Origin of the sequence: Winogradskyella sp. (assembly GCF_025210595.1) — a bacterium.
Lineage (GTDB): Bacteria > Bacteroidota > Bacteroidia > Flavobacteriales > Flavobacteriaceae > Winogradskyella.
The window spans coordinates 1-22,393 of sequence record NZ_JAOARH010000030.1 but is presented as its reverse complement, the minus strand read 5'-3'; the positions used below and the strand labels follow the sequence as shown (position 1 = coordinate 22,393).

General features: G+C 32.1%; 25 protein-coding genes. 15 read left to right on the top strand and 10 right to left on the bottom strand.

The features are described from left to right. The first annotated feature begins 216 nt into the window (after window positions 1–216). The gene (locus N4A42_RS02735) at window positions 217–636 is read left to right on the top strand and encodes a nucleoside-diphosphate kinase (RefSeq protein WP_294069523.1); all 420 of its coding nucleotides are present in this window, start codon (window positions 217–219) and stop codon (window positions 634–636) included. 78 nt (window positions 637–714) lie between these two features. On the opposite strand, the gene N4A42_RS02730 is transcribed toward N4A42_RS02735, so the two are convergent. Continuing rightward, window positions 715–2,520: a serine hydrolase gene (locus N4A42_RS02730; protein ID WP_294069520.1), complete on the bottom strand. Its 1,806-nt coding sequence runs from the start codon at window positions 2,518–2,520 to the stop codon at window positions 715–717. A gap of 193 nt (window positions 2,521–2,713) precedes the next feature. On the opposite strand from N4A42_RS02730, the gene N4A42_RS02725 reads away from it, so the two are divergent. The 7 genes from N4A42_RS02725 to N4A42_RS02695 are packed head-to-tail and all read left to right on the top strand — an operon-like array spanning window position 2,714 to window position 7,045. Then, window positions 2,714–3,139, top strand: a complete 426-nt coding sequence (locus tag N4A42_RS02725; protein ID WP_294069517.1) for a DUF2141 domain-containing protein — start codon at window positions 2,714–2,716, stop codon at window positions 3,137–3,139. A gap of 2 nt (window positions 3,140–3,141) precedes the next feature. Next, window positions 3,142–3,765 (top strand): hypothetical protein, encoded by a 624-nt coding sequence (locus N4A42_RS02720; protein ID WP_294069514.1) that lies wholly within the window; start codon window positions 3,142–3,144, stop codon window positions 3,763–3,765. A gap of 27 nt (window positions 3,766–3,792) precedes the next feature. After that, complete coding sequence (locus N4A42_RS02715; RefSeq protein ID WP_294069511.1) at window positions 3,793–5,151, top strand: histidine kinase; 1,359 nt, start codon at window positions 3,793–3,795, stop codon at window positions 5,149–5,151. Between the two features lie 60 nt (window positions 5,152–5,211). Further along, a complete protein-coding gene (locus tag N4A42_RS02710; RefSeq protein WP_294069508.1) occupies window positions 5,212–5,523 on the top strand; it encodes a 2TM domain-containing protein in 312 nt (103 codons plus the stop codon). A 12-nt stretch (window positions 5,524–5,535) separates the two neighbouring features. Continuing rightward, window positions 5,536–5,874, top strand: coding sequence for a 2TM domain-containing protein (locus tag N4A42_RS02705; protein ID WP_294069505.1), 339 nt, complete (start codon window positions 5,536–5,538; stop codon window positions 5,872–5,874). A gap of 60 nt (window positions 5,875–5,934) precedes the next feature. Then, on the top strand, window positions 5,935–6,258 hold the full coding sequence (locus N4A42_RS02700; RefSeq protein ID WP_294069502.1) for a 2TM domain-containing protein: 324 nt from the start codon (window positions 5,935–5,937) through the stop codon (window positions 6,256–6,258). Window positions 6,259–6,289: 31 nt separating this feature from the next. Next, on the top strand, window positions 6,290–7,045 hold the full coding sequence (locus N4A42_RS02695) for a LytTR family DNA-binding domain-containing protein (protein ID WP_294069500.1): 756 nt from the start codon (window positions 6,290–6,292) through the stop codon (window positions 7,043–7,045). Window positions 7,046–7,049: 4 nt separating this feature from the next. Here the strand turns inward: N4A42_RS02695 and N4A42_RS02690 are convergent, their stop codons facing one another. The 6 genes from N4A42_RS02690 to N4A42_RS02665 all read right to left on the bottom strand — a co-directional run bounded on the left by N4A42_RS02690 (window position 7,050) and on the right by N4A42_RS02665 (window position 13,091). Further along, a complete protein-coding gene (locus N4A42_RS02690; RefSeq protein ID WP_294069497.1) occupies window positions 7,050–8,225 on the bottom strand; it encodes an LETM1-related biofilm-associated protein in 1,176 nt (391 codons plus the stop codon). 58 nt (window positions 8,226–8,283) lie between these two features. Beyond that, window positions 8,284–8,637, bottom strand: coding sequence for a hypothetical protein (locus tag N4A42_RS02685; protein ID WP_294069494.1), 354 nt, complete (start codon window positions 8,635–8,637; stop codon window positions 8,284–8,286). Beyond that, the gene (locus N4A42_RS02680; RefSeq protein WP_294069491.1) at window positions 8,637–11,051 is read right to left on the bottom strand and encodes a penicillin acylase family protein; all 2,415 of its coding nucleotides are present in this window, start codon (window positions 11,049–11,051) and stop codon (window positions 8,637–8,639) included. The genes N4A42_RS02685 and N4A42_RS02680 overlap by 1 nt, the downstream gene beginning before the upstream one ends. 71 nt (window positions 11,052–11,122) lie before the next feature. Next, window positions 11,123–11,419: a DUF721 domain-containing protein gene (locus tag N4A42_RS02675; protein ID WP_294069488.1), complete on the bottom strand. Its 297-nt coding sequence runs from the start codon at window positions 11,417–11,419 to the stop codon at window positions 11,123–11,125. Window positions 11,420–11,514: 95 nt separating this feature from the next. After that, the gene (locus N4A42_RS02670) at window positions 11,515–12,012 is read right to left on the bottom strand and encodes a lipocalin family protein (protein ID WP_294069485.1); all 498 of its coding nucleotides are present in this window, start codon (window positions 12,010–12,012) and stop codon (window positions 11,515–11,517) included. Then, a complete protein-coding gene (locus N4A42_RS02665; protein WP_294069482.1) occupies window positions 12,012–13,091 on the bottom strand; it encodes a DNA replication/repair protein RecF in 1,080 nt (359 codons plus the stop codon). The genes N4A42_RS02670 and N4A42_RS02665 overlap by 1 nt, the downstream gene beginning before the upstream one ends. A 262-nt stretch (window positions 13,092–13,353) precedes the next feature. On the opposite strand from N4A42_RS02665, the gene N4A42_RS02660 reads away from it, so the two are divergent. The 7 genes from N4A42_RS02660 to N4A42_RS02630 all read left to right on the top strand — a co-directional run bounded on the left by N4A42_RS02660 (window position 13,354) and on the right by N4A42_RS02630 (window position 19,927). Then, entirely contained in the window at window positions 13,354–14,118 is a 765-nt protein-coding gene (locus N4A42_RS02660) for a tetratricopeptide repeat protein (RefSeq protein ID WP_294069480.1), read from the top strand. 3 nt (window positions 14,119–14,121) lie between these two features. Continuing rightward, window positions 14,122–14,628 carry a 6,7-dimethyl-8-ribityllumazine synthase gene (ribH, locus tag N4A42_RS02655; RefSeq protein ID WP_294069477.1) on the top strand — a complete coding sequence of 169 codons (507 nt, stop codon included), beginning with the start codon at window positions 14,122–14,124 and terminating at the stop codon, window positions 14,626–14,628. 484 nt (window positions 14,629–15,112) lie between these two features. Next, window positions 15,113–15,388 carry a riboflavin synthase subunit beta gene (locus tag N4A42_RS02650; protein ID WP_367172468.1) on the top strand — a complete coding sequence of 92 codons (276 nt, stop codon included), beginning with the start codon at window positions 15,113–15,115 and terminating at the stop codon, window positions 15,386–15,388. Next, complete coding sequence (gene mutL, locus N4A42_RS02645) at window positions 15,388–17,244, top strand: DNA mismatch repair endonuclease MutL (protein ID WP_294069472.1); 1,857 nt, start codon at window positions 15,388–15,390, stop codon at window positions 17,242–17,244. The genes N4A42_RS02650 and mutL overlap by 1 nt, the downstream gene beginning before the upstream one ends. Before the next feature lie 3 nt (window positions 17,245–17,247). Further along, entirely contained in the window at window positions 17,248–17,997 is a 750-nt protein-coding gene (locus tag N4A42_RS02640; RefSeq protein WP_294069469.1) for a rhomboid family intramembrane serine protease, read from the top strand. A gap of 2 nt (window positions 17,998–17,999) precedes the next feature. After that, window positions 18,000–18,869 carry a rhomboid family intramembrane serine protease gene (locus N4A42_RS02635; RefSeq protein ID WP_294069466.1) on the top strand — a complete coding sequence of 290 codons (870 nt, stop codon included), beginning with the start codon at window positions 18,000–18,002 and terminating at the stop codon, window positions 18,867–18,869. Between the two features lie 29 nt (window positions 18,870–18,898). Continuing rightward, window positions 18,899–19,927 (top strand): endonuclease/exonuclease/phosphatase family protein, encoded by a 1,029-nt coding sequence (locus N4A42_RS02630; protein ID WP_294069463.1) that lies wholly within the window; start codon window positions 18,899–18,901, stop codon window positions 19,925–19,927. On the opposite strand, the gene N4A42_RS02625 is transcribed toward N4A42_RS02630, so the two are convergent. The 3 genes from N4A42_RS02625 to lepB all read right to left on the bottom strand — a co-directional run. After that, window positions 19,919–20,227 (bottom strand): DUF6122 family protein, encoded by a 309-nt coding sequence (locus N4A42_RS02625; RefSeq protein WP_294069460.1) that lies wholly within the window; start codon window positions 20,225–20,227, stop codon window positions 19,919–19,921. The genes N4A42_RS02630 and N4A42_RS02625 overlap by 9 nt on opposite strands. Further along, window positions 20,221–20,841, bottom strand: coding sequence for a WbqC family protein (locus tag N4A42_RS02620; RefSeq protein ID WP_294069458.1), 621 nt, complete (start codon window positions 20,839–20,841; stop codon window positions 20,221–20,223). Before N4A42_RS02620 ends, N4A42_RS02625 begins: the two co-directional genes overlap by 7 nt. Window positions 20,842–20,860: 19 nt before the next feature. Beyond that, a partial coding sequence (lepB, locus tag N4A42_RS02615) for a signal peptidase I (protein ID WP_294069455.1) occupies window positions 20,861–22,393 on the bottom strand: 1,533 nt, incomplete at its 5' end.

Below are 22,393 nucleotides of genomic sequence, written 5' to 3'. Positions count from 1 at the left end.
GCTTTTTCTGATTTTAATTAAGTTTAGGAAATTACCTTTGGTATAGGAAAGCTTATTGTTACAAGTTTATTTAGATAAAAGGTGACATAAAAAACGGTATTATGCTAACATTAATTTAATAAAAGCTACGCTTGATAAATTAAAGAAATGCGTTATTTTTGCAACTTCATTCGCAGAAGCGTTTTTTGCGAAGGCGAACAATTTAAAAAATTAAACATGGCAACTAACAGAACATTTACAATGTTAAAGCCAGATGCTGTTGAAAAAGGACACATTGGCGCAATATTAGAAAAAATTACAGCTTCAGGTTTTAGAATCGTAGCAATGAAGTTAACGCAAATGACTAAAGCTGACGCAGAAGAGTTTTATGCAATTCATAAAGAGCGTCCATTCTTCCCAGAATTAGTAGAGTATATGACTCGTGGTCCTATTGTTGCAGCAATTTTAGAAAAAGATAATGCTGTTGAAGATTTTAGAACGTTGATAGGTGCTACAAATCCTGCAGAAGCTGCTGAAGGTACAATCCGTAAATTATATGCAGCGTCTATTGGTGAAAATGCTGTACATGGTAGTGATAGTGATGATAATGCTGCTATTGAAGGTGCATTTCACTTTTCTGGTAGAGAGATGTTCTAAGAAAACAGTTCTTTATAAAATAAAAAAAGACCATCTGAAAAGATGGTCTTTTTTTATGCTATTGGTTTTAAAATTAATTTATTCTTCTTTGCGTTTCGCTACAAAAGTACCATTAGGTTGTATAAATTTAACCTCATTAAAAGTACCATCAGTTTCTAAGAATTCTACTTTATAACCATCTAAGATTTTAAGATTAAACTTATGTTTAGCGGTTGCTACTAACTCATACTCTGGTTGTCCAGGTACAAAAGCATATAAAACATTTTCATCTTTAATGTATACTTTTATTTCAGTTCCCATTAAACTGTAAAGCCCAACATATTTTTCTAAAGTTTCTGTATCTACATCTATTGTATTTGGAGTGCGCTTAAAGGCAATTGCGTCTGTCATAGGTTCAATACTAGCTTTCATATAATCTATATCGCCAGCAATATTGGTTGTAAAGGTGACTTTTAATGCGTTACCAATTTCTGATGTCTCAATTTTACCATTATTAATATCAATAAGTTCAAAAGTGTCATAGTGATAATGATGTAAGTACTGACGGTTGTTGTCCAGTTCTGCATATAGCGTGTCATTTTCTACAACAACATCAAACTTGCCATAGCCTTTATGTTCATAAGAACCTGTGTAATCTAATTTTATATGCGATGGTTTTGTACCTTTTATATTGCTTGTTTCGTTAGTGTCTTCTGTTTCTTCTTTTGCTTTTAAAGCTTTTTCTACATCTTCTTTGTGTTTTTCTGCCCATTTAGTTTTTTCTACTTTTAGCATATGGTCTGCAGCAATATTTCTAATTAAGCGCGGTACGGCTGAGCCATTTTGGTTAGCTAAGACTACAATGCCTAAATTATCTGTAGGATATAGTGCTACACTTGCAGAAAATCCATCAATATTGCCACCATGTTCTACCATGTAATGCCCTTTGTAGGAGTGTAAAAACCAACCATAACCGTAATTAGCATATTGTACGCCAGGTAATTCATCGTTAGGGAAACCTGCTGCTGCAACCATTTGAGAACTCATGGCTTCTTTTACGTAAGCTTCTGGTATAATTTGTTCTTCGCCGTATTTACCTTTGTTAATCCAAGTCATTAACCATTTAGTCATGTCATTAACACTACTGTTAATGCTTCCGGCTGGAGACATACCTGCAATATCGTAATAGTCCATCTTTATAATATTACGATCTTCATCTAATCGATAACCTTTGGCTGTATTTGTGCCATTTTTCATACCATCAATCATAGTTTTAGAACGATTCATATCCAAAGGTTTAAAAAAATGGTTTTCTATATTCTCTTCCCATGTTTTACCTGTTATTCTTTCAGTAATTACACCTTGTAATAAAAACCCGAAGTTGTTGTAATACCATTTTTGGCGTACTCCTGTAAAAGGCTCATGATATTGCATACGAGCAACCAAAGTGTCTTTGTTGTGCGTAGGAAAGAAATACCAAGCTCCATCATGTCGTGGTAAACCAGTACTGTGTCTCATTAGATCTTTAATAATGATGTTATTATTCATGTCATTATTATAAAACTCTAATTCGGGAACATATTTTAAGGGACTATCATCTAACGATAGTTTTTCATCTTCTCTTAGAATACCTAGTAATGCTGATGTGAAGGCTTTAGTAGATGAGCCAATTGCAAAAAGCGTGTTAGCATCTGCTGGAATTTTATTTTCATAATCTGCATAACCAAAGCCTTTGGCATAAATGACCTTGTCGTTTTCTACTATGGCAACAGCAAAGCCAGCTGCTTTTGTGCTTTCTAATACAGAATTGAATTGTTTTTCTATGCCTTTAAGACGTTTGTCGGTTTGAGCAAATGATATGGAAACAAAAAAGGTGAGTGCAATACTTAGGAATCTTAATTTCATTTTTTTGTTGGTTTTAAATTGTTTAGATGTTTTATATGTAGTAAAACACCTTACTAAGTTACTGTTTTTTGCTATGAATTTCAGAAAATTACAATTCGTCATTAAAAAGTTACAATTCGGTAATAAGGGTTTTAAAAACTTTGGAATATGGCAGATATTTGTCTTGTAATCTTAAAATTAGTTCAAAAATATTATGAGTACATTAATAAAAATAGCAGTTGTTTTAATTATAAGCTTAGTCTCTTTCAGCTCAAAGGCACAGGAGTCTTATAATTTAATTATAGAGGTTGAAGAAGCCAATAGTAATGATGGAAAAATGTTTGTTGCTGTATATAATGAGGAAGCTAAATTTTTAAGAAAATCTTATAAAGGCACTAAAAGTAAGATTGTGAATAATAGCTGCTCGGTAACTTTTGAAGATTTGCCTAAAGGTACTTATGCAGTTTCTATTTATCATGATAAAAATAATAATGGAAAGCTAGATAGAAACTTTTTAGGAATTCCTAAAGAAAGCTATGGCTGCTCTAATGATGCTAAAGGCTTTATGGGACCTCCAAAATGGAATGATGCCAAATTTGAATTAAAAACTAACAAAACAATAACCGTAATACTTAATTAATTATGAAGAATTTAATAATCATCGCTTTGTTAATGATTGCAGGAACAGCACAAGCGCAAACAAATTTTGAAAAGGGTATGGCTAAAGCCTTTGAGTTATGGGAAACTAATAAATGGGATGAGGCCGAAAATATGTTTGAGCGTATTGCAAAAGCCGAAGAGGATGAATGGTTGCCTAATTACTACATTGCACAGATGAATAGTTTAAAAAGCTGGAGTGAAAAAGATGAAACAGTTCTAAAAGCCCAATTAGATAAAGCACAAGGACATATAGATATTGCTATGAGTAAAAGTGAAGACAATGCAGAGATTTTAATTATGCAAGCTCAAGTATATACCAATTGGGTTGCTTTTGATGGTGCTACTTACGGAATGAAGTATGCCGCAAAAGTTACTGAGCTTTATGCAAAAGCTGCAGAGTTAGAGCCTGCAAATCCAAGGGCAGCATTATGTAAGGCAGATTGGGGAATGGGAAGTGCAAAATATTTTGGACAAGATACTGCGCCATTCTGTAAAGAAATTGAATCTTCAATTGAACTTTTTGATACCTTTAAACCAGAGAGTGATTTTCATCCTAATTGGGGAAAAGAACGCGCTGAGCAAGTATTAGCTGAGTGTAAAGAATAAAACTATTTAATTAGTAAGTAAAAAAACATGAAGAGATTTATAAAAACGATAGTATATGGTATTCTAGTTGGAATCGCGATAATGATTGTAGATCAGTCTATACGCTTTTTCTCAGGTGCTGGTTTAGAGTTTAACGACATGTTCTATCGTACGTTTTTTTACTATATGATTTACTCTATACCATTAAGTTTGGTGAACTCTTACTTTTTTGATTATATGAATGAAGTCGTGGTTTGGGGCCGTTACAAAAAGTATAAATTAGCTATAGGTTTCTTTGGGTCTGTCATTATTACATTAATAGCCATATTTTTTATAAGAGCCTTTATAGAAATTGTGCTAGAAGGCGAAACTTGGACAGAATTTGTTAACTCTGAGCAACCTCAATTTTACATCAGTGCGCTATTAATTACTTTAGTTATTTCATTGTTTTTTCATGCTGTATATTATTACAGAGAATTACAAAAAACTAAAGTAAAAGAACAGAAGGTAATTGCTGGTACAGCTAGCGCAAAGTTTGATGCTTTAAAAAATCAGTTAGATCCACATTTTCTTTTTAATAGTTTAAATGTTTTAACAAGTTTAATAGAAGAAAATCCAGACAGTGCGCAAAAGTTTACAACAGCTTTATCTAAAGTGTACCGTTATGTTTTAGAGCAGAAAAATAAAGAACTAGTTACAGTAGATGAGGAATTAAAATTTGCAAGAACTTACATGTCGCTTATAAAAATGCGATTTGAAGACAGTATTATTTTTGAAATTCCAGATAAGGCTTCAAACCCAGAAAGTAAAGTAGTGCCATTATCTCTACAGTTACTTTTAGAAAATGCGGTTAAGCATAATATGGTAACTTCTAGTAAACCATTGCATATAAAAATATACGAAGATGGTAATCACTTAGTAGTGATGAATAATCTTCAGCCTAAACAAATTGTAAAGAAGAGTAGTGGTGTTGGTTTAGATAATATTAAGCAACGCTATCAGCTTCTTACCGAAAGGAAAGTTTACATCAATCAAAGAGAGAAGGATTTTGCAGTAGCAATTCCTATGCTCACAAAACAAGTATCAATAATGAGAACAACACAACGATCAAAAGAACATCTTAATGATGATTATATGAGAGCTCGTAAGCGTGTCGATGAATTAAAGGCATTTTATTACAGCTTAATATCTTATGTATTTGTAATACCATTTTTAATTTTTATATGGTATAAATTTTCGCAACATACCATTCAATGGTTTTGGTTTCCAATATTTGGTTGGGGAATAAGTTTGGCTTTTCAGGCTTATAGAGTTTACGTAGATAATGGAGCATTTGGAGCTAATTGGGAGAAAAAGAAAATTGAAGAGTACATGCGTAAAGAAGATGAAAAAGGAAGATGGAACTAAAAGCTAATTCCAACCTTTCCAAAGGAGAAGAGCTGAATTTAGAACTAAAATATTAAAGCGATGAAAAATCAAGATAATAATTTAAAATATATCAGAGCCAAGAATAAGGTCGAAAGAGAGAAAGGGTTTTACACTCACCTTATTATATACCTATTAGTAAATACAGTGCTTACTGTAATGAAAGTTTGGGGAGATTTTAATAGTTGGGACAGTTTTGTTGATGAGTTTTTAACCATAGATGTGTTAAGTTCTTGGACTGTTTGGGGAGTGTTTTTAGTACTGCATTTTGTGTCATTTAAATATGGGCAAAAATGGGAGGAGCGCAAGATTGAAGAGTATATGAAGAAAGAATTGTCTAACGATTCAAAATAAAAAATTAAAGAGATGGAAAAGTATAATATAGAACCTTATAATGATAAGGATGAGGTTTCAGATTTTAGAAAAGAGGAAGCGTATTTAAGAGCAAAGAAAAAAGTAGATTCTTTAATAGGGTTTTACTGGCATTTTGCGGTATATATTGTGGTTAATATTTTTTTAATCATTCTAATTGGTGTAAATGCTGGTTTTGATGGCTTTGGTCCTTATGCTACAGCTACATTTTGGGGAATTGGTTTGCTCTTTCACTTCATAGGTGTTTTTGGTCCAGATTTCTTTTTTGGAAGAGATTGGGAAAAACGTAAGATTAAAGAGTTTATGGATAAGGAGGAACGAAATTGGGAGTAAAGACCTTTGTCTTTTTAGAAATTTTTAAAAAAGGAAGCTATAAGCTTACCAATATTAGCTATGCAACCTAAAGAAGAAGTAAAGCAACGTTTATTGAGAGCAAAAAAACATGTAAGACGATCAAAGTTGTTTTATATTCATTTTGCTGGCTATCTTATTGTAGTGGCACTTTTGTTATACAATCTCTATATTGTTGAAGGCGCATATAAGAATACTATTATTAGTCTTAATCTTTCGGTTTTAGTGCTGTGGACAGTTGCTATTGTATTGCATGCTTGGCGAGTTTTTAAAGAACGAAAAGTGTTTAGGAAAAGCTGGGTGGAAAAGAAAATAGCATCATATTTAGAAAAGGAAGAAGTAGAAGAAACCAAGATGTGGGAATAAAAATTAACTAACAAAAAATAAAATATTGGAAATGAATGTAATCATTATAGAAGACGAAAAACCATCTGCAAGACGTTTACAACGCATGTTGAAATCATTAAATATTGAAGCAGAGACAATGCTTCATTCTGTTGAAGAATCTATAGGATGGTTTCAAGATAATGTGCATCCAGATCTTATATTTTTAGACATTCAGTTAAGCGACGGTTTGTCTTTTGAAATTTTTGAAGCCATAGATATAAAATCTGCTGTAATATTTACAACTGCTTACGATGAATATGCATTACAAGCTTTTAAATTAAACAGTATAGACTATTTATTAAAACCCATCGATGAAGACGATCTTAAAACTGCAGTTGATAAGTTTAAAGAAAGAACACCACAAAATAATTCCGTAACATTAGATTTTAATGATATTAAGAAACTATTAGTTAATCCTATTGAGCGTGAATACAAAAAACGTTTTTCTGTAAAAGTTGGGCAGCACTTAAAGCTCATTAATGTTGAAGATATTGAATGTATCTATAGTGAAAACAAAGGTACTTATGCACATACTATAGAGGGCAGAAATTATCTTTTAGATCAAACTTTAGATCAGTTAGAAGATGAATTAGAACCACATGTGTTTTATAGAATAAGTAGAAAGTTCTATGTAAATATTAATGCTATTAAAGATATTATAAGTTATACCAACTCTAGGCTTCAGATTAAATTAAATCACTACAACGATCAAAATATTATTGTAGCCAGAGAGCGCGTTAAGGATTTTAAAAACTGGTTAGAATAAAGAGTTAATCTTCATCTTCAATTCTGTTATCATCGAAGGCAGAAGGCAATAATTTCGGAATAAATTTTATAAAAAGAGGTAACAAAATCATACCGCCTGGTAGCATAAAGATTGCTAAGCTAGGTATGGATTTAAAGATGTCTAATAATTGTGATTGAATTTTTTTCTGCTCTTCATCAGTAAGATTACGCTGCGTAGATTGAGCCAGTAGAGACATGGCTTCTTTACTTTCAGACAATTCTTTTATTAATCGTTTACTATTTCGTTTTATTAATTTAGATACAACCTTACTACTATTATTGTAAAAACTTTGAGCTAAGTTTTTAGACCGCAAAAATGCCACTTCATCTTTATGGGCATCGTAAAAAGCGTTGATATCATCTACAGACTTTGTAATGTCTTCATAAGGTAAATTTAAATCGGTTTTTAAGCGATTAAAAAAATCACGCTCTTCTTTATCAATGACTTTATCACTCCAAGAAGCCATGCATACCAAATCTATAATATAAAGCTTTTCTAAAGGTTCGGTTATAAAAGCTATTGCATTATTATATAATGGTAATGTAGAGTCTTTATGACGAACAGATTCTTCAAATAGTTTTATAAGATTGTTGTCATATTTGGTTTTTTCTGATTTAGCATCAATTGCAGTAAATACAATGGTTTCTATTGCAGACTCTATGTTGTTAATATAGGCTCTTATTTGATGTTCATCTTTTAAAAATTTTTGATAGCCTAAAATGTCGACAAATAATAATGCATTAATTAAAAAATAATTAAAACTTTTTGAAATGAAATTATCTTCAATATATATGCGTTTATGAATCATTTTTTCTAATAAGCTATCTGGTGATTTATCTCCAAATAACTCCTCAAAAAAAGAACGCTTTTTATTGCCTATAGCTTTGTAATATCTAATTAAGCTTTTGGTAAAATCTTCTTTAGAGTTTTGTTTTTTGTGAATAAAATAAAACGTAAGTAGTAAATTAATTTTACAACGTTCTTCGTCAGTAAAATCAAAAGGTTTTACTATATCGAGTACTACATTAACGTTGCTTCCGTATATAAATCCTGTTTGCTTTAATTTGTTATAAAACTTGGAGGTTTCTATCTGAAAAGAGGGTCTTTCAGAAACTTCTAATAATAGTTTTTTTATCCAGCCGTTAGCTGATGGATTCATAGGTGTCTAATTAAGCGATAAAGATAGTTTTTATCTATAAAATTAATTGTAAGGTTGTTTATTTTTTAAATGTATCCTGTAGTTGTTTCCCGAAAACAGCCATAATACCAGCAGCTAATCCGCCGATAATACCTGTTACCAACATTAGTAGATAAGGATTTCCACCTAAAGGTAACAACAGGGCAATTTTTTTTGCTAAAGTATAGTCATTGCCACTACTTAATACAAAACTATATGTGGCCCAAAATAAAAGGATTGCAAAAAAAGGTGCAAAAAACACTGCAGCTTTTTTAAGTGGAATAAACAATGATGTTACTAATGCGGCTGTCATAACTGACCACCAAGGCAAAAAAAATGATAAAATAAGTGCTAAAACAATTGTAGCTATAAAATTGATAATATTTTTATTCATTAGTGTGTAGGTGTTATGGTTAGCGTTCCAATGATGGCTTCAGTAGCTTTATTAGATTGTAAAAAGTTGAGTTGATGGTATTTTCCAGCTGCCCAATCGTCAATAAAATTGTCGTAATATTTACTGCCAGGATTACCAGATTGCCCTCCAGGATAAATACCAATTGCTATAGGAGGTGAAGTCATTTCTACGATCATTCGCCACGAAGGGCCATGATTTTCAGAAGTAGCATTAACAATATTACGATCTCCACCAATTGGAATATCGAATCTTGAAAATGCTGGTAAAGCCTGTAGTAAATGACCAGCGTATGTTGCTTTATATTTTAACCAAGTGTAATCTCCTTTTTCTTTTTTAATTTCTTGTAAGCGTGTGGCTGCCTCTTTAAAGGATAAGAGAAATAAATCTTTTGCAGTTTCTGTTTCGTTAGTTTCAACAATATCCATAAACTCATGATTGCCGTGGTTTTTTAGCATATATATAGTTTGATAGGTGAAAGGTGTGTCTAATGCTGTGTTTTCCGTATTAAATTCATCCCAAACCATATCGTATAGTTTGCTATACCATTGACGCCAAATACTTGGTCCAACTTCATCAATATCATTATTGAATTGCCAATTTTTTGTTTCGTTATATATCGCTTTTTCGGCTTCTGTTAAAGTTGATGTATCCATGTGTTCTAACATGTAAGGCAGAAGTTCAGCAGCTTTAAGGTTGTAATTGTTATTGTGCAATTCTTTAAAATCGTCAACACTAAATTTATCTTTAGAATTGAAATAATCGTTTATAACACGATTTCTATAATTTTCATAACCATCATTAAAAACAAAAAACGGATAATTTTCATCAACAGGATGCTGATTTGCAGAGCTCACAAACCCACGTTCAGGGTTTTTAGCGTGTGCATTAAATTGTTGTGGAATATAACTTTGCCAATCGTTTTCAGGATTACTGCCATCCATCAAGAATTTACCTTGACCTTCCCATTTGTTAGGGAATTTTCCTTGTATCCACAAGGCTATGTCTCCTTCAGTGGAAGCAAATACAAAATTCTGAGCAGGCGCATTCCAATATTGTAATGCGCTTACATAATCATTATAATTTTTTGCTTTATTTAGTTCTATAAAAGTTTTTTGATTATTACCACCTTCGTGTCCTATCCATTTCATAGCGTAGCCAGCTAATTCTTTATCAGATTTAAAGTTTTTATCATACACTACAGGGCCATGATGTGTGTATAGAACAGTGTCTTTATAATTTTCTTTTCCTTTTATTTTTATATCTTCAACTCTAATGGTAACGTCTTTCCATTTACCATCATATTTATATTTGGTTCTATCATTGTTGAATTCAATTTTATACCAATCAATCACATCTCTAGTAGCATTGGTTTCTCCCCAAGCTATATGTTGATTAAATCCAGAAATTACACCTAAGGCTCCAGGGATAGTTGCGCCAAAAGCATTGTGATTTGGAGTGCTTAATTGCATAACAAACCAAATGGCTGGTAAATTAAGTCCTAAATGAGGGTCGTTAGCTAAGATGGGTTTTCCTGTTGTGGATTTAGCACCAGAAACAGCCCAATTATTACTTCCATTATCAGGGTGTGGTTTTTCTATAGTTTCTCTAATAGTGTCTAATACAACTTTACTCTCTGGTAATTGGGTTTGTGGAACATCAATAAAGCTCCAGTCGGTTTCTTTAGGAATCACAGGATCTGTAATATCGAAAAAATCTGGAAACAATAAGTTGAAATTGTCCTCTCCAATAAGTCTCAATGTATTGGTGTATTCTAAATCATTATCTCTGCCAGCTAGCATTTTAGTCATATACATTAAAAGCAATGCCGTTTTTTTAGGTGACCAGGCTTCGGGTTTATAATCTAATAATTTATATTCTACAGGATAATCTTTTGGGTCTAGTTGATTGATGTATGCATTTACACCATCTGCGTAATCTTGTAAAAAGCCTAAGGTTTCTTTATCGTGCTTTTCCATATAAGCAATGGCTTGATCTGCGCCATAACCCATTCCTCTACGACGTTCTGTTCTATCGTAATTTAAAGCGCCTTCACCTACAACTTCAGACAATCGTCCTGCGGCAGCAAAGGTTTGAAACTCTAGTTGCCATAAACGATGTTTAGCGGTTAAATATCCTTGGGTTTTGTATAGGTCGCTTTCGTTTTGTGCAAAAACATGAGGAATTAATTGCTCATCATAATGTACGGTTACTTTATCTTTTAATCCTGGGATTGAAACCTCACCAGTAATAGATTCATCTGTTTCGTTTTGCCAAATACCATTGTAAGGGCTTAAAAATTTACCTAAAGGAGGAATGGTGCCTAGTTTATTATTTAAAACGAAAAAAATTCCAATGGTTAAAACGAAGGAGAGTACTAGTTTTGCGTATTTCATTTAAGTTATAGCATTATTTAGAACTTAAAAATACAAATATTATCAATGGCTTAAAGTGAAAGTTGTTTTCTTTACCGAAGGACTAATTTTTTTACAACATCTTTCCCAATGGATTCGTTAAGCATTTTTATGATTTTTTCATTACCATAACTTAGTTCTTCTCGCAATACGCTAGAGCTTAATTGCACATATAGCGTTTCGTGTTTTAACTCTATAGCTGTGGTGTAATTATTTACGCCATTGCCCATAAGGTTAGCCCAAGCATCACGTACATTTACCTTGTCTAAACCAGATTGTAAATTATTAGTTTGAACAAATTCCTTAAGGATATCTTGTATGGGTTGATTGTCGTTGTTGCGTTTTGCCATCTTAGTTGTCGCGAAAGAGGTAATCTTTATTTATTCAAAGTTCGTCAATTTGAATGACTTTAACTTCTAATAAAATATAAAAGTTTTTATAAATATTATTCTAAGTCTAACTCAATAGGTGTGTAGCGTTTGTATAGATATATTACATTACTCTCGTTACTCACTTTAAGGTGTTTTGGTGAAGCTTCTAACACGGTTTCTTTCCATTTGTTAAATGCTGTATTATAATAAATGTTTAAACTGTCATTTTCTATTTTAACAATAAAAGATTCAGCATTTCCTGTAGTATAATAAACATTGTTTATGCCTGGTTTCAATTTTTTTCTAAAACCGTGTAAACTATCATTTATATTGATATAATCAATAGTTTCACTAAATCGATATTGCTTTGTTGTGCCATCTGTTAGAGTTACTTCTTCAATTTCCCAATAGCCGTTGAGGTGTTCTATGTAGTTTGCTGGGTTTTCTGAGCAATTGAAAGCCATCAATAGAATGCAGATGAAAAAAGAGACTTTCAGATTTAAAAGATTACCACGACCAATTTTTAAAATTAGTTTGGTGATGCTGCTAAGAATTTTGTTTGTAGTCTTCATTATAGCTTAAATAGTTTATAAGATTGATGAATCTGTTTTACTATATTTTCAGTCCTATCGGCATGTGTGTCGCTAATAAAAATCTGACCAAAATGCTCATTATCTACAAGGCTTATAATTTGAGCCACTCTATTTTCATCGAGCTTATCAAAAATATCATCTAACAATAGAATAGGTGAGACACCACTTTGTTGTTTTATAAAATCGAACTGTGCTAATTTTAATGCTATTAAAAATGATTTTTGTTGTCCTTGACTACCAAACTTTTTAATAGGAAAATCATCAATTAAAAAAGTTAAATCATCTTTGTGTGTGCCAGCACTAGTATATTGTAAAGCTTTGTCTTTGTTAAGGTTGGTCTGTAATAAATCTATTAAATCTCCATTAAATAAATCGCTCTTATATTTTAAGTCTATAGCTTCTTTGTTTTGGCTAATAGCTTCGTAACGTTCTTTAAAAATAGGAATAAATACCTTTAAAAATTCATCACGTTTATTAAAAATCTCTTTGCTGTAGGTATGCAATTGCTCATTGTAAATAGCTAAAGTATCTCCATTAAAAGTGTTATTAAGCGCAAAGTATTTTAGTAAGGCATTACGTTGCGATAGTACTTTGTTATAAGCAATGACTGAGCTTAAATAGGTTTTATCGCTTTGCGAAATAACGCTATCCATAAATTTTCGACGTGTATCACTGCCTTCTATAATTAAATCGCGATCTGCAGGTGAGATAATAACTAAAGGAATAAAACCAATATGCTCACTAAATTTTTCATAAGCTTTTCCGTTACGTTTTATGATTTTTTTCTGTCCACGTTTTAGAGATACTATAATTTTTTCAGTACGTTCATTTTTGGTGAAATTACCATCTACTACAAAAAATTCGGTGCCATGCTTTATATTCTGAAGCGCAATAGGATTAAAATAGCTTTTCCCAAACGCCAAGTGATAAATAGCGTCTAAAGCATTAGTTTTTCCAATGCCATTAGCACCAACAAAACAATTGATTTTGGTGTCGAAATCAAAAACCTGACTTTCAAAATTTTTGTAATTAACTAAAGATAATGTGTTTAGAATCATAAATAATTACATCCTTTTTCTGAATTTAGCGATGATTTAATGCGATAAATTGTCACGCAAATTATTGAAAAATAACAAATAAATAGGCTTTTAATTACCAATAAAAATTATATTTTTGCGCACGCATTAATTCCCCTTTGTTTTTTGCTTTGGTGGATGAGATGACTTAAATTTAATACTGCACGCCAAGCGTCAGTTTATAAAACATTTAAAACTAAGACTTAGATTGCGAAGCACTCTAGGCATTACATTTAGATAAGATATGGCAACGTATAAGAAAAGAGGCTACAAACCAAAAACTAAAAAGGAGAAAGAAGTAGTTGTTGAAGAAAGTTCAGCAACGGCTGAAGTATTTAATACTTTAGATGAAGGAGCTTCTAAAACCGAAGAGTGGTTTGAAAAAAATCAGAAATATATTATTGGCGCTATTGCTGCAATAGCGGTTGTTGTACTTGGGTTTTTAGGTTACAACAGATTTATTGCTGAGCCAACCCAAAAAGAAGCGATGAACGATATGTACCAAGCTAAGAAGTATTTTGAAGATGCAGCTAATGGGATATCATCAGATTCATTATATAACATGGCTTTAAATGGTGGTGAAGGAAAATATGGTATGTTAGATATCGTAAACAATTATGGTGGAACACCTGCTGGTAACTTAGCTAATTATTATGCTGGTATGGCATATCTAAACCTTAAAGATTACCAAAATGCTGTAAATTACCTTGGTGATTTTTCTAGTGAAGATAAAATGTTAGGACCTATAGCTAAAGGTGGTATTGGTGATGCGTTTGTGCAATTAGAACAATTACCTGAAGCTTTAGAGTATTACGAAAAAGCATTTAAGGCTAACGTAAACGATTTTACAACACCAATGTACTTGCTAAAAGCAGCAAGAGTAGCAATTGATTTAGGTGAGAATAAAAAAGCTTTAGACTATCTTAATAGAATTAAATCTGAATTTGACGGTTCTACACAAGCTAATGAAGTTGATGTATTAATAGGAAAAGTAGAAGCAAGCTTATAAAACATGGCTACTGCAAATCATAATTTATCTAATTACGATAAAACAACAATCCCAAACGCGAAAGATTTTCGGTTTGGGATTGTTGTTTCAGAATGGAACGACACAATTACCGAAGGTCTTTGGCAAGGTGCTTTTGATGCGCTTATAGATTGTGGTGGATTAAAAGAAAATATTGTACGCTGGAATGTTCCTGGAACCTTTGAGCTTACTTATGGAGCTGCCAGAATGTCTAAAAGCATTTATGCAGAATCTGGTATGTTAGATGCCATCATTGTAATTGGTTGTGTTATTCAAGGGGAAACCAAGCATTTCGATTTTGTTTGCGAAGGTGTTACCCAAGGTATTAAAGACCTTAATCTTAAAGGGGATATTCCTGTGATTTTCTGTGTGCTCACTGATAATAATATGCAACAATCCATTGACCGTTCTGGCGGTAAACATGGTAATAAAGGTACCGAAGCTGCTATAGCTGCTATAAAAATGGCAGAACTGAGAAAAAGTACTAAGTGATTAGTGTCTAGTAATCAGTATGCAGTAAAGTCTAGGTAAATATTCATAAGCATAGTGACTTTGCGGATTCGCGAGGAACGAGTAACAAAGCAATCTTATATTATTTTAATTATCTTTCATTTTCGTCTTCATCTTCATCATGGCATCTTTTTTGTTGATAATTTTAAGGAATCCTTAGGCAATTTTTCCTAGTATTTTAAGTACTTTTGAGTAATTCAAGTTTTAGTAAATAAGGTAACTTGTTCAATCAAAGAAAAAATAAACAATTTAGTTATAAGCCTCGTTTTCAGGATTCTAATTCCGATGCTCATCGGGAAGAGTCGAAAGACGACTTGGAGCGTAAATGGCTTGAAATAAAAGGTGGTAATAAACGAAAAGGGAGTAAATTATTTTCATTACCTGCTTTAATTATGATGTTGTTAGCTCTTTTTGTTTTAATGTATATTCTAGAAGGGTATATTAAATAAAGGATCTTATGGGTTTAATGAAATTGAAAAAAAATCGAAAGTATAATTACAAGCCTCGCTATTATAAAGGTGATGGTAATCCTTATGAGTTAAAGCACAAATTTGATGACTTTAGAAAAACTATAAACCCACCAAAAGGCATTAAAGGAAAATGGAATGCTGCAATGGATGAGTACCAAAATGACAGAGATGAAAAGGTAAATAAACGCATTTTTGTTATTGCAGGTATTTTAATTCTGTTGTTTTTATTCTTAATTGGTTTCGACTTGTCTATTTTCTTCCCTCAAAGCTAATGACAGATATTATTCAACTTTTACCAGATCATGTTGCTAACCAAATCGCAGCAGGTGAGGTAGTGCAACGACCAGCTTCTGTAGTTAAAGAACTTTTAGAAAATGCTATAGATGCTAATGCTACCGAAATAAAACTTATTATAAAAGATGCTGGTAAAACCTTAGTTCAGGTGATTGACAATGGCAAAGGGATGAGTGTAACAGATGCACGATTGAGTTTTGAGCGTCATGCTACATCCAAAATACAATCAGCTGAAGATTTATTTCAATTAAACACTAAAGGTTTTCGTGGTGAAGCTTTAGCGAGTATTGCTGCCATTGCACATGTAGAATTAAAAACTAAACGACCAGAGGACGAATTAGGGACTGCTATAGAAATTGAAGGAAGCAAAGTGAAGTCTCAAGAGGTTTCAGTCACACCAACAGGCACATCAGTTGCTGTAAAGAACTTGTTTTTTAACATTCCTGCGAGACGAAATTTTTTAAAGTCAGATGCTGTAGAATTAAGACATATTACTGATGAGTTTCATCGCGTGGCTTTAGCGCATCCCAATATTGCATTTGCCTTTTATCATAATGGTAGTGAGTTGTTTAATTTACCTCAAGAAAATTACAGACAGCGTGTAGTGCATATTTTTGGGAATAAAACCAATGAAAAACTAGTGCCTGTAGAAGAGGAAACCGAAGTGTTAAAAATTTCAGGATTTGTTGGTAAACCAGAGTATTCTAAAAAAACACGTTCTGAACAATTCTTTTTTGTGAACCAACGTTTTATTAAAAGCCCTTACCTAAATCATGCTATTAGTGCTGCGTTTGAAGGCTTGTTAAAAGATGGTTATCATCCAAGTTATTTCTTAAATCTAACAGTAGATCCTAAGACGATAGATATTAATATTCATCCAACTAAAACCGAAATTAAGTTTGATGATGAGCATACCTTATATGCTATTTTACGTTCGGCAGTAAAGCATAGCTTAGGGCAATTTAATATTGCGCCAGTTTTAGATTTTGAACATCAAAACAGTTTTAATACACCTTATAGCTACAAAGATAAAGCAGGCTCAGCACCAACAATAGAAGTAGATCGAAGTTTTAATCCGTTTGCAGATGATAGTGTGAGTACAAAACAAAGTCCTGCAAAAACTAATTTTAAGCAAACTAAAACTACATCTTGGGAAAGTTTATATGTAGGTTTAGAGTCTAAAGGAAATAACTCTAATGATAATTTTAGTGAAGTTACTTTTGAGAGTGATGCTAAAACCGAATCTATTTTTAGTGATGCTTCTATAGAAACCAGTAAAACAACATTTCAATTACAACAAAAGTATATTGTAAGTACACTAAAATCTGGAATGCTGGTTATAGATCAAAATAGAGCGCATCAACGTGTATTGTACGAAAACTTTTTAAAGCACATTACTATTAAGGAAGCTACAAGTCAACAATTGTTGTTTCCATTACAGTTGCATTTTACACCAAGCGAAAGTAATATTATTAAAGATTTAAAAGAAGATTTAGAATATACAGGTTTTGTGTTTTCTAACGTTACTGAAGAAGATATTACCATAACAGGAGTGCCAGTTGGTGTACCAGAAAGTGAAGTATCTATAATATTAGAGCAATTAATAAGTGATGTTGAGAATGATGTGCCAGATGCTAATTTTAGTGCTACAGATTTATTAGCTAAATCTATGGCAAAAAGCTTAGCGATAAAAAACGGACAGACGCTAAATAGTACAGAGCAAGAACATTTAGTTAATAGTTTATTTGCTTGTAAGGAACCGAATGTATCACCAACCAACAGAATAACCTTTGTTACACTATCAGTTGATGATATTGAGAAAAAATTTATGTAATATATGAGACAACAGATTACTGATGCTGTAAAACATTTATTGATAATTAATGTGTTAATGTTTATAGGAACGATAACCATTGGTAATGGTGCTTTCTATGAGTGGTTTGCATTATACTTTCCGAAGAATCAACTGTTTCAACCTTGGCAAGTATTAACGCATATGTTTATGCATGGAGATTTAACGCATATTTTGTTTAATATGTTTGCGCTTTGGATGTTTGGTACTACTGTAGAGCAGGTTTTTGGAATGAGAAAGTTTATTGTTTTTTATCTACTGTCTGGTTTTGGTGCAGCAATTATTCAAGTAGCATTTCTTTATTTTCAATATAATACAGGTTTAGAAACTTTGATAGAGTCTGGTTTTTCGCCATCAGATATAGTGAAAATTTTAGGTGATGGTCAGTACGATAAACGATGGGTACCTGCACTAGGTGATAATTTTGAAGGATTTGTTAGTGCTTTTAATTCCACAATGGTAGGTGCTTCTGGTGCTATTATGGGAGTTTTAGTGGCTTTCGGAATGTTATTTCCAGAATCTAAATTAATGTTGATTTTCTTACCAATTCCTATAAAAGCCAAATATTTTATTCCTGCAATTATAGCTTTAGACCTTTTCTCAGCGTTATCAGGACAGTCTATATTTAGCCCAAGTAATACAGCTTATATGGCTCACGTTGGTGGTGCATTAACAGGATTTTTGTTGATGTATTTCTGGAAGAAAAATGAGAGAGATAAATACCGTTGGAATTAACCATGAACACTTTTGAAGATTTAAAATATAAGTTTAATAGATTCAACGCGTTTGAAAAGATTATTGTCATCAACATAATCGTTTTTATAGTAGGACAATTAATTAAAGTTTTTGTACGCACAGATAAAGCTTTATCTTATTTAAGCTTACCCTCAGATTTTTTTCAGTTTCTATGGAAACCTTGGACACTTATCACTTATGGTTTTGCACATTATGGTTTTTTTCATGTGCTGTTTAACTTATTGGTATTGTATTATATATCTAGAATGTTATTAAACCTGTTCCGACCAAAAATGGCGCTGAACATTTACTTTTTAGGAATTATAGTTGGTGGATTAGCATTTTTGTTTGTGTATAATGTCTTCCCAAAAAGTTTTCTCATAAACACTTCTGGTGTTGTTGGTGCCTCAGCAGGAATTAGAGCATTGTTGATATTTTTGGGTGTTTATATGGCTGAAACAGAAGTAAGAGTCTTTACATTTAATATAAAACTAAAATATATTGCTATTGCTTTGGTTGTCATGGATGTTTTAGGGCTGTTTGGATGGAATCAAGGCGGTAACGTAGCTCATCTTGGTGGTGCGTTGTTGGGTTATCTGTATGCAACAAAATTGAAACAAGGAAAAGACATTGGTACTGGTTTTGAGCGTGTAATGGATGCTGTTGTAAGTTGGTTTCAACCAAAATCTAATTTAAAAACGGTGCATAGAAACCAAAATAAAAAATCTTATGCAGGTAAAACAAAACAAGAGTTTCATACCTACAATGACCAGAAAAAAATAGACCTTATTTTAGATAAAATAAGTAAAAGTGGTTATGAAAGTTTAACTTCTGAAGAAAAAGAATTTTTGTTTAAGGCTGGTAAGAAATAATTTGATTTTCGTTTTTACGGGAAATGAATATGAAAAAGTTTAGATTCTTTAATAAAGTTATATTTATTGTCAATACGTTGGCAGCACTTTTGCTTTTAATCTCTTACTTTTTGCCATACGTACCACCAAAAAGCTTTGCAACGTTATCGGTTTTAAGTTTAGGAGTCCCTTTATTAATTATATTAAATATTCTCTTTTTTTTATACTGGTTACTTCGAGTAAGAAAACAAATGCTCTTGTCATTGATTGTTTTGGTTTTGGGTTGGAGTTATTTAGGGTCGCTGTATAAATTTTCATCGTCTAAGAATATTGAAGATTCAGATAATTTTTCTGTAATGTCATTTAATGTTAGATTGTTTAATAAGTATAACTGGAAACCTAATAAAACTACAAGAGAAGATATAGTAGACTTGTTTTATGAAGAATCACCAGATGTTATTTGTATACAAGAATATACCAGAGGTACACCAATTAAGTTAAAAGGCTATTCTCATTTTAATGGTAGGTATAAGAAGAATGTTAGAGGAGGTCATGCTATTTTTTCTAAATTCCCTATTATAAATTCGGGATCCTTAGAGTTTGAAAACACCAACAATAATGCTGTGTTTGTAGATGTGGTAAAAGAGAAAGATACCATTAGAGTTTACAATGTTCATCTTCAATCTTCAAAAATTAATACTCAGATAGACTATATTAACAGTCAGCATTCTAGAGATGTGTTTTTAAAGCGTGTTAAAGCAGCATTTATAATGCAGCAGACGCAAGTAGAGCTGTTTTTAGAGCATAAATCTAAATGTAAGTATAAAGTTATTGTAGCAGGAGATTTTAATAATACAGCTTATTCTTATAGTTATAAAGAGATTCTTGGTGATGATCTTAAAGATACGTTTAAAGAAGCTGGTAATGGCTTTGGAAAAACTTTTGACTTTAAGTTTTTTCCGTTAAGAATTGATTTTATTCTAGCTGATGAAGATTTTCAGGTCAATGGTTTTAAGTCTTATTCTAACATGAAACTTTCTGACCACTACCCAATAAAAGCTACTTTAAAGTTAGATTAGTAAACAATCAGCACTATCTGCAATAATATGCACAAAGAGTCCAATACCAAAAAAACGTGTTTGTTTTGGTATTAGAAATAAAAAATATACTCCAATGGCATAGTAGGTGTGGAGTGGGTGAAAATTAATACTACAACGGTTTGGATCAAAAATAGGATTGGCTAGTAAATGATCTAAATCTATAATAAATGCCGAGAGCATTATAAGATAAGCTTTTAGCCAATTTTTTCTAAAGAAAATAAGAGCAATGACTAATGGTAGCCCAAAATGCAAACCATAATGAATGCAAAATCTTAGCATTGTTCTAAAGTTTGTTTTTTTAGATATAACTCTGTGTTTGGACCTTCATTAAATAATAGATCTAAGATACTTAGGTTAGTAATAAAACCATGTTTTTCGGTAAAAACTTGTGTATAATAACTTAGGGAACCTACTTTATAATTACGATTAACCATTGGTCTAAAATCTGTTTTATGAAAAGGTTCTTTTTCGAATAGTTCTGTTTTTGATGTTGAAATATCTATTTGAAGACTGTCTTTAAGCACTTCAAAACAGCTTAGGTTTAAATCTAAAATATAGTCGAATTTCTTTTCAAAAAGAGGCATTAAATCATCAATGTAATATTCAAAAAAAGGCGACATACTATAAGCAGATTGTAATGATTTTAGGTGCTGTATCTGCCACCTGTCTTCATTAGCAATTTTTACATCTTTATACAATTGTCTGTTTTTTTGAGAATAACTCACAGGAACTGATAAAGCTAGTTTTCCGTTAGCAGCATAGATTTCTGTACGATTTCTAAAAGACTGTTTTTGGTAATTATCACAAACCTCAAAGCATACCGAATCTGAATTTGCCATAGTAACAAAGTGAGCTATGTTTGGAAAATAAGTTGGATGTATAAGACAATCCATATAATGTCACTTAAATAGATTAAGACGCCTTAGCCTTCTTTTTCTTTTTCCATTTATTGAAACCATAAATTCCAAATAAAATCACTAAAAATGGAATTAAGTATGAAGTGCGTTCACCGCTACCACTCACTGTTGTAAAGATTCTGTCCCAACGGAATTTCCAGTTTTTAAGACCATCGTTAATACCATCAATACTCATCCAAATAAAGACTGGCTTCCCAAAAATATGATCGTAAGGCACAAATCCCCAATATCTACTATCAATAGAATTATGACGGTTATCTCCCATCATCCAATAGTAATCTTGTTTAAATGTGTACGATGTAGCTGGTTGGTCGTTGATGAATATTTGATTATCTCTAGTCACAACTTTATTACCTTCATATTCACCAATTGCACGTTTATAAAGCGATATGTTTTCAATATTGAGTTGAATGGTTTCGCCAGCTTTAGGAATCCATAATTTACCAAAGTGGTCAACATTCCATCTGTAATTAGGATCTCTAGGAAAGATGTTTCCAGACATTCCTTTTTCTTGAGTTACACGTTCAACACTAGCAACGTTAGGCTGAACTTTTAGTTTATTTACAGCTTCATTAGATACTGCCGCTAAATAAAAAGATCCATCTGGATTAATTCTAAAACCATCATCAATATCTGCTTTATCTAGCATGTTGTAAAACATACGTTCTTCACCAGTAGTTTCAATTGGTTTTTTTAAGGTTAAACGATAAGAAAACTGTAAATGAGATCTTGGTGGTAATTTATTTTGCTTACCATTAATAAATACGTAGCCATTCCTTAGTTCTAATGTGTCTCCTGGCAAACCAACACAACGCTTTACCAAATTGGTTTTTTTGTCTATAGGTTTGTAGTAATTACGATCTGGTGTAAATACATTCATATCTAGCAATGTATCTGCAGGTTGGTTAAATACCACAATATCGTTTCGTTCTACTTTTTCAAAACCAGGAAGTCTTAAATAAGGTAGCTGTAGTTTGTTTTTCCAAGACGTTTTACGTTTATCGAAATTATCATCAAACAAATAAGATTTAGTACCTAATTTAGGAATGGTATCATGTACCATTGGTGCGCCAACAGTTGTCATTGGAGCTCTTGCGCCATAGTGTATTTTACTCACTATTAAAAAATCACCTACCAATAAGGACTTTTCTAAAGATGATGAAGGGATTACAAACGGTTGAAAGAAATAGGTGTGTACAATAGTAGCTGCAACAATGGCAAATAGAATAGAGGTTATCCATTCTCCTGTAGAAGTTTTTGGTTTTAGCTCTCTGTTTTCAATATAGTTAACATCTGCAACGTAGTTTAAATAATAAAGGTAAAAACCTAGTGTAACGATGCAAATAAGAGCATCTATTTTGGTGTCTTTTCCAAAAGCTCTGGCTGTTTCTACCCAAGCGGCAGGAATCATAATTAGATTCACAATTGGTAAAAACATTAAAATAACCCACCACCAAGGACGAGAAATAATTTTCATAAGAACAACGGCATTGTATACAGGAGCAAAAGCTTCCCAAGCCTGTCTGCC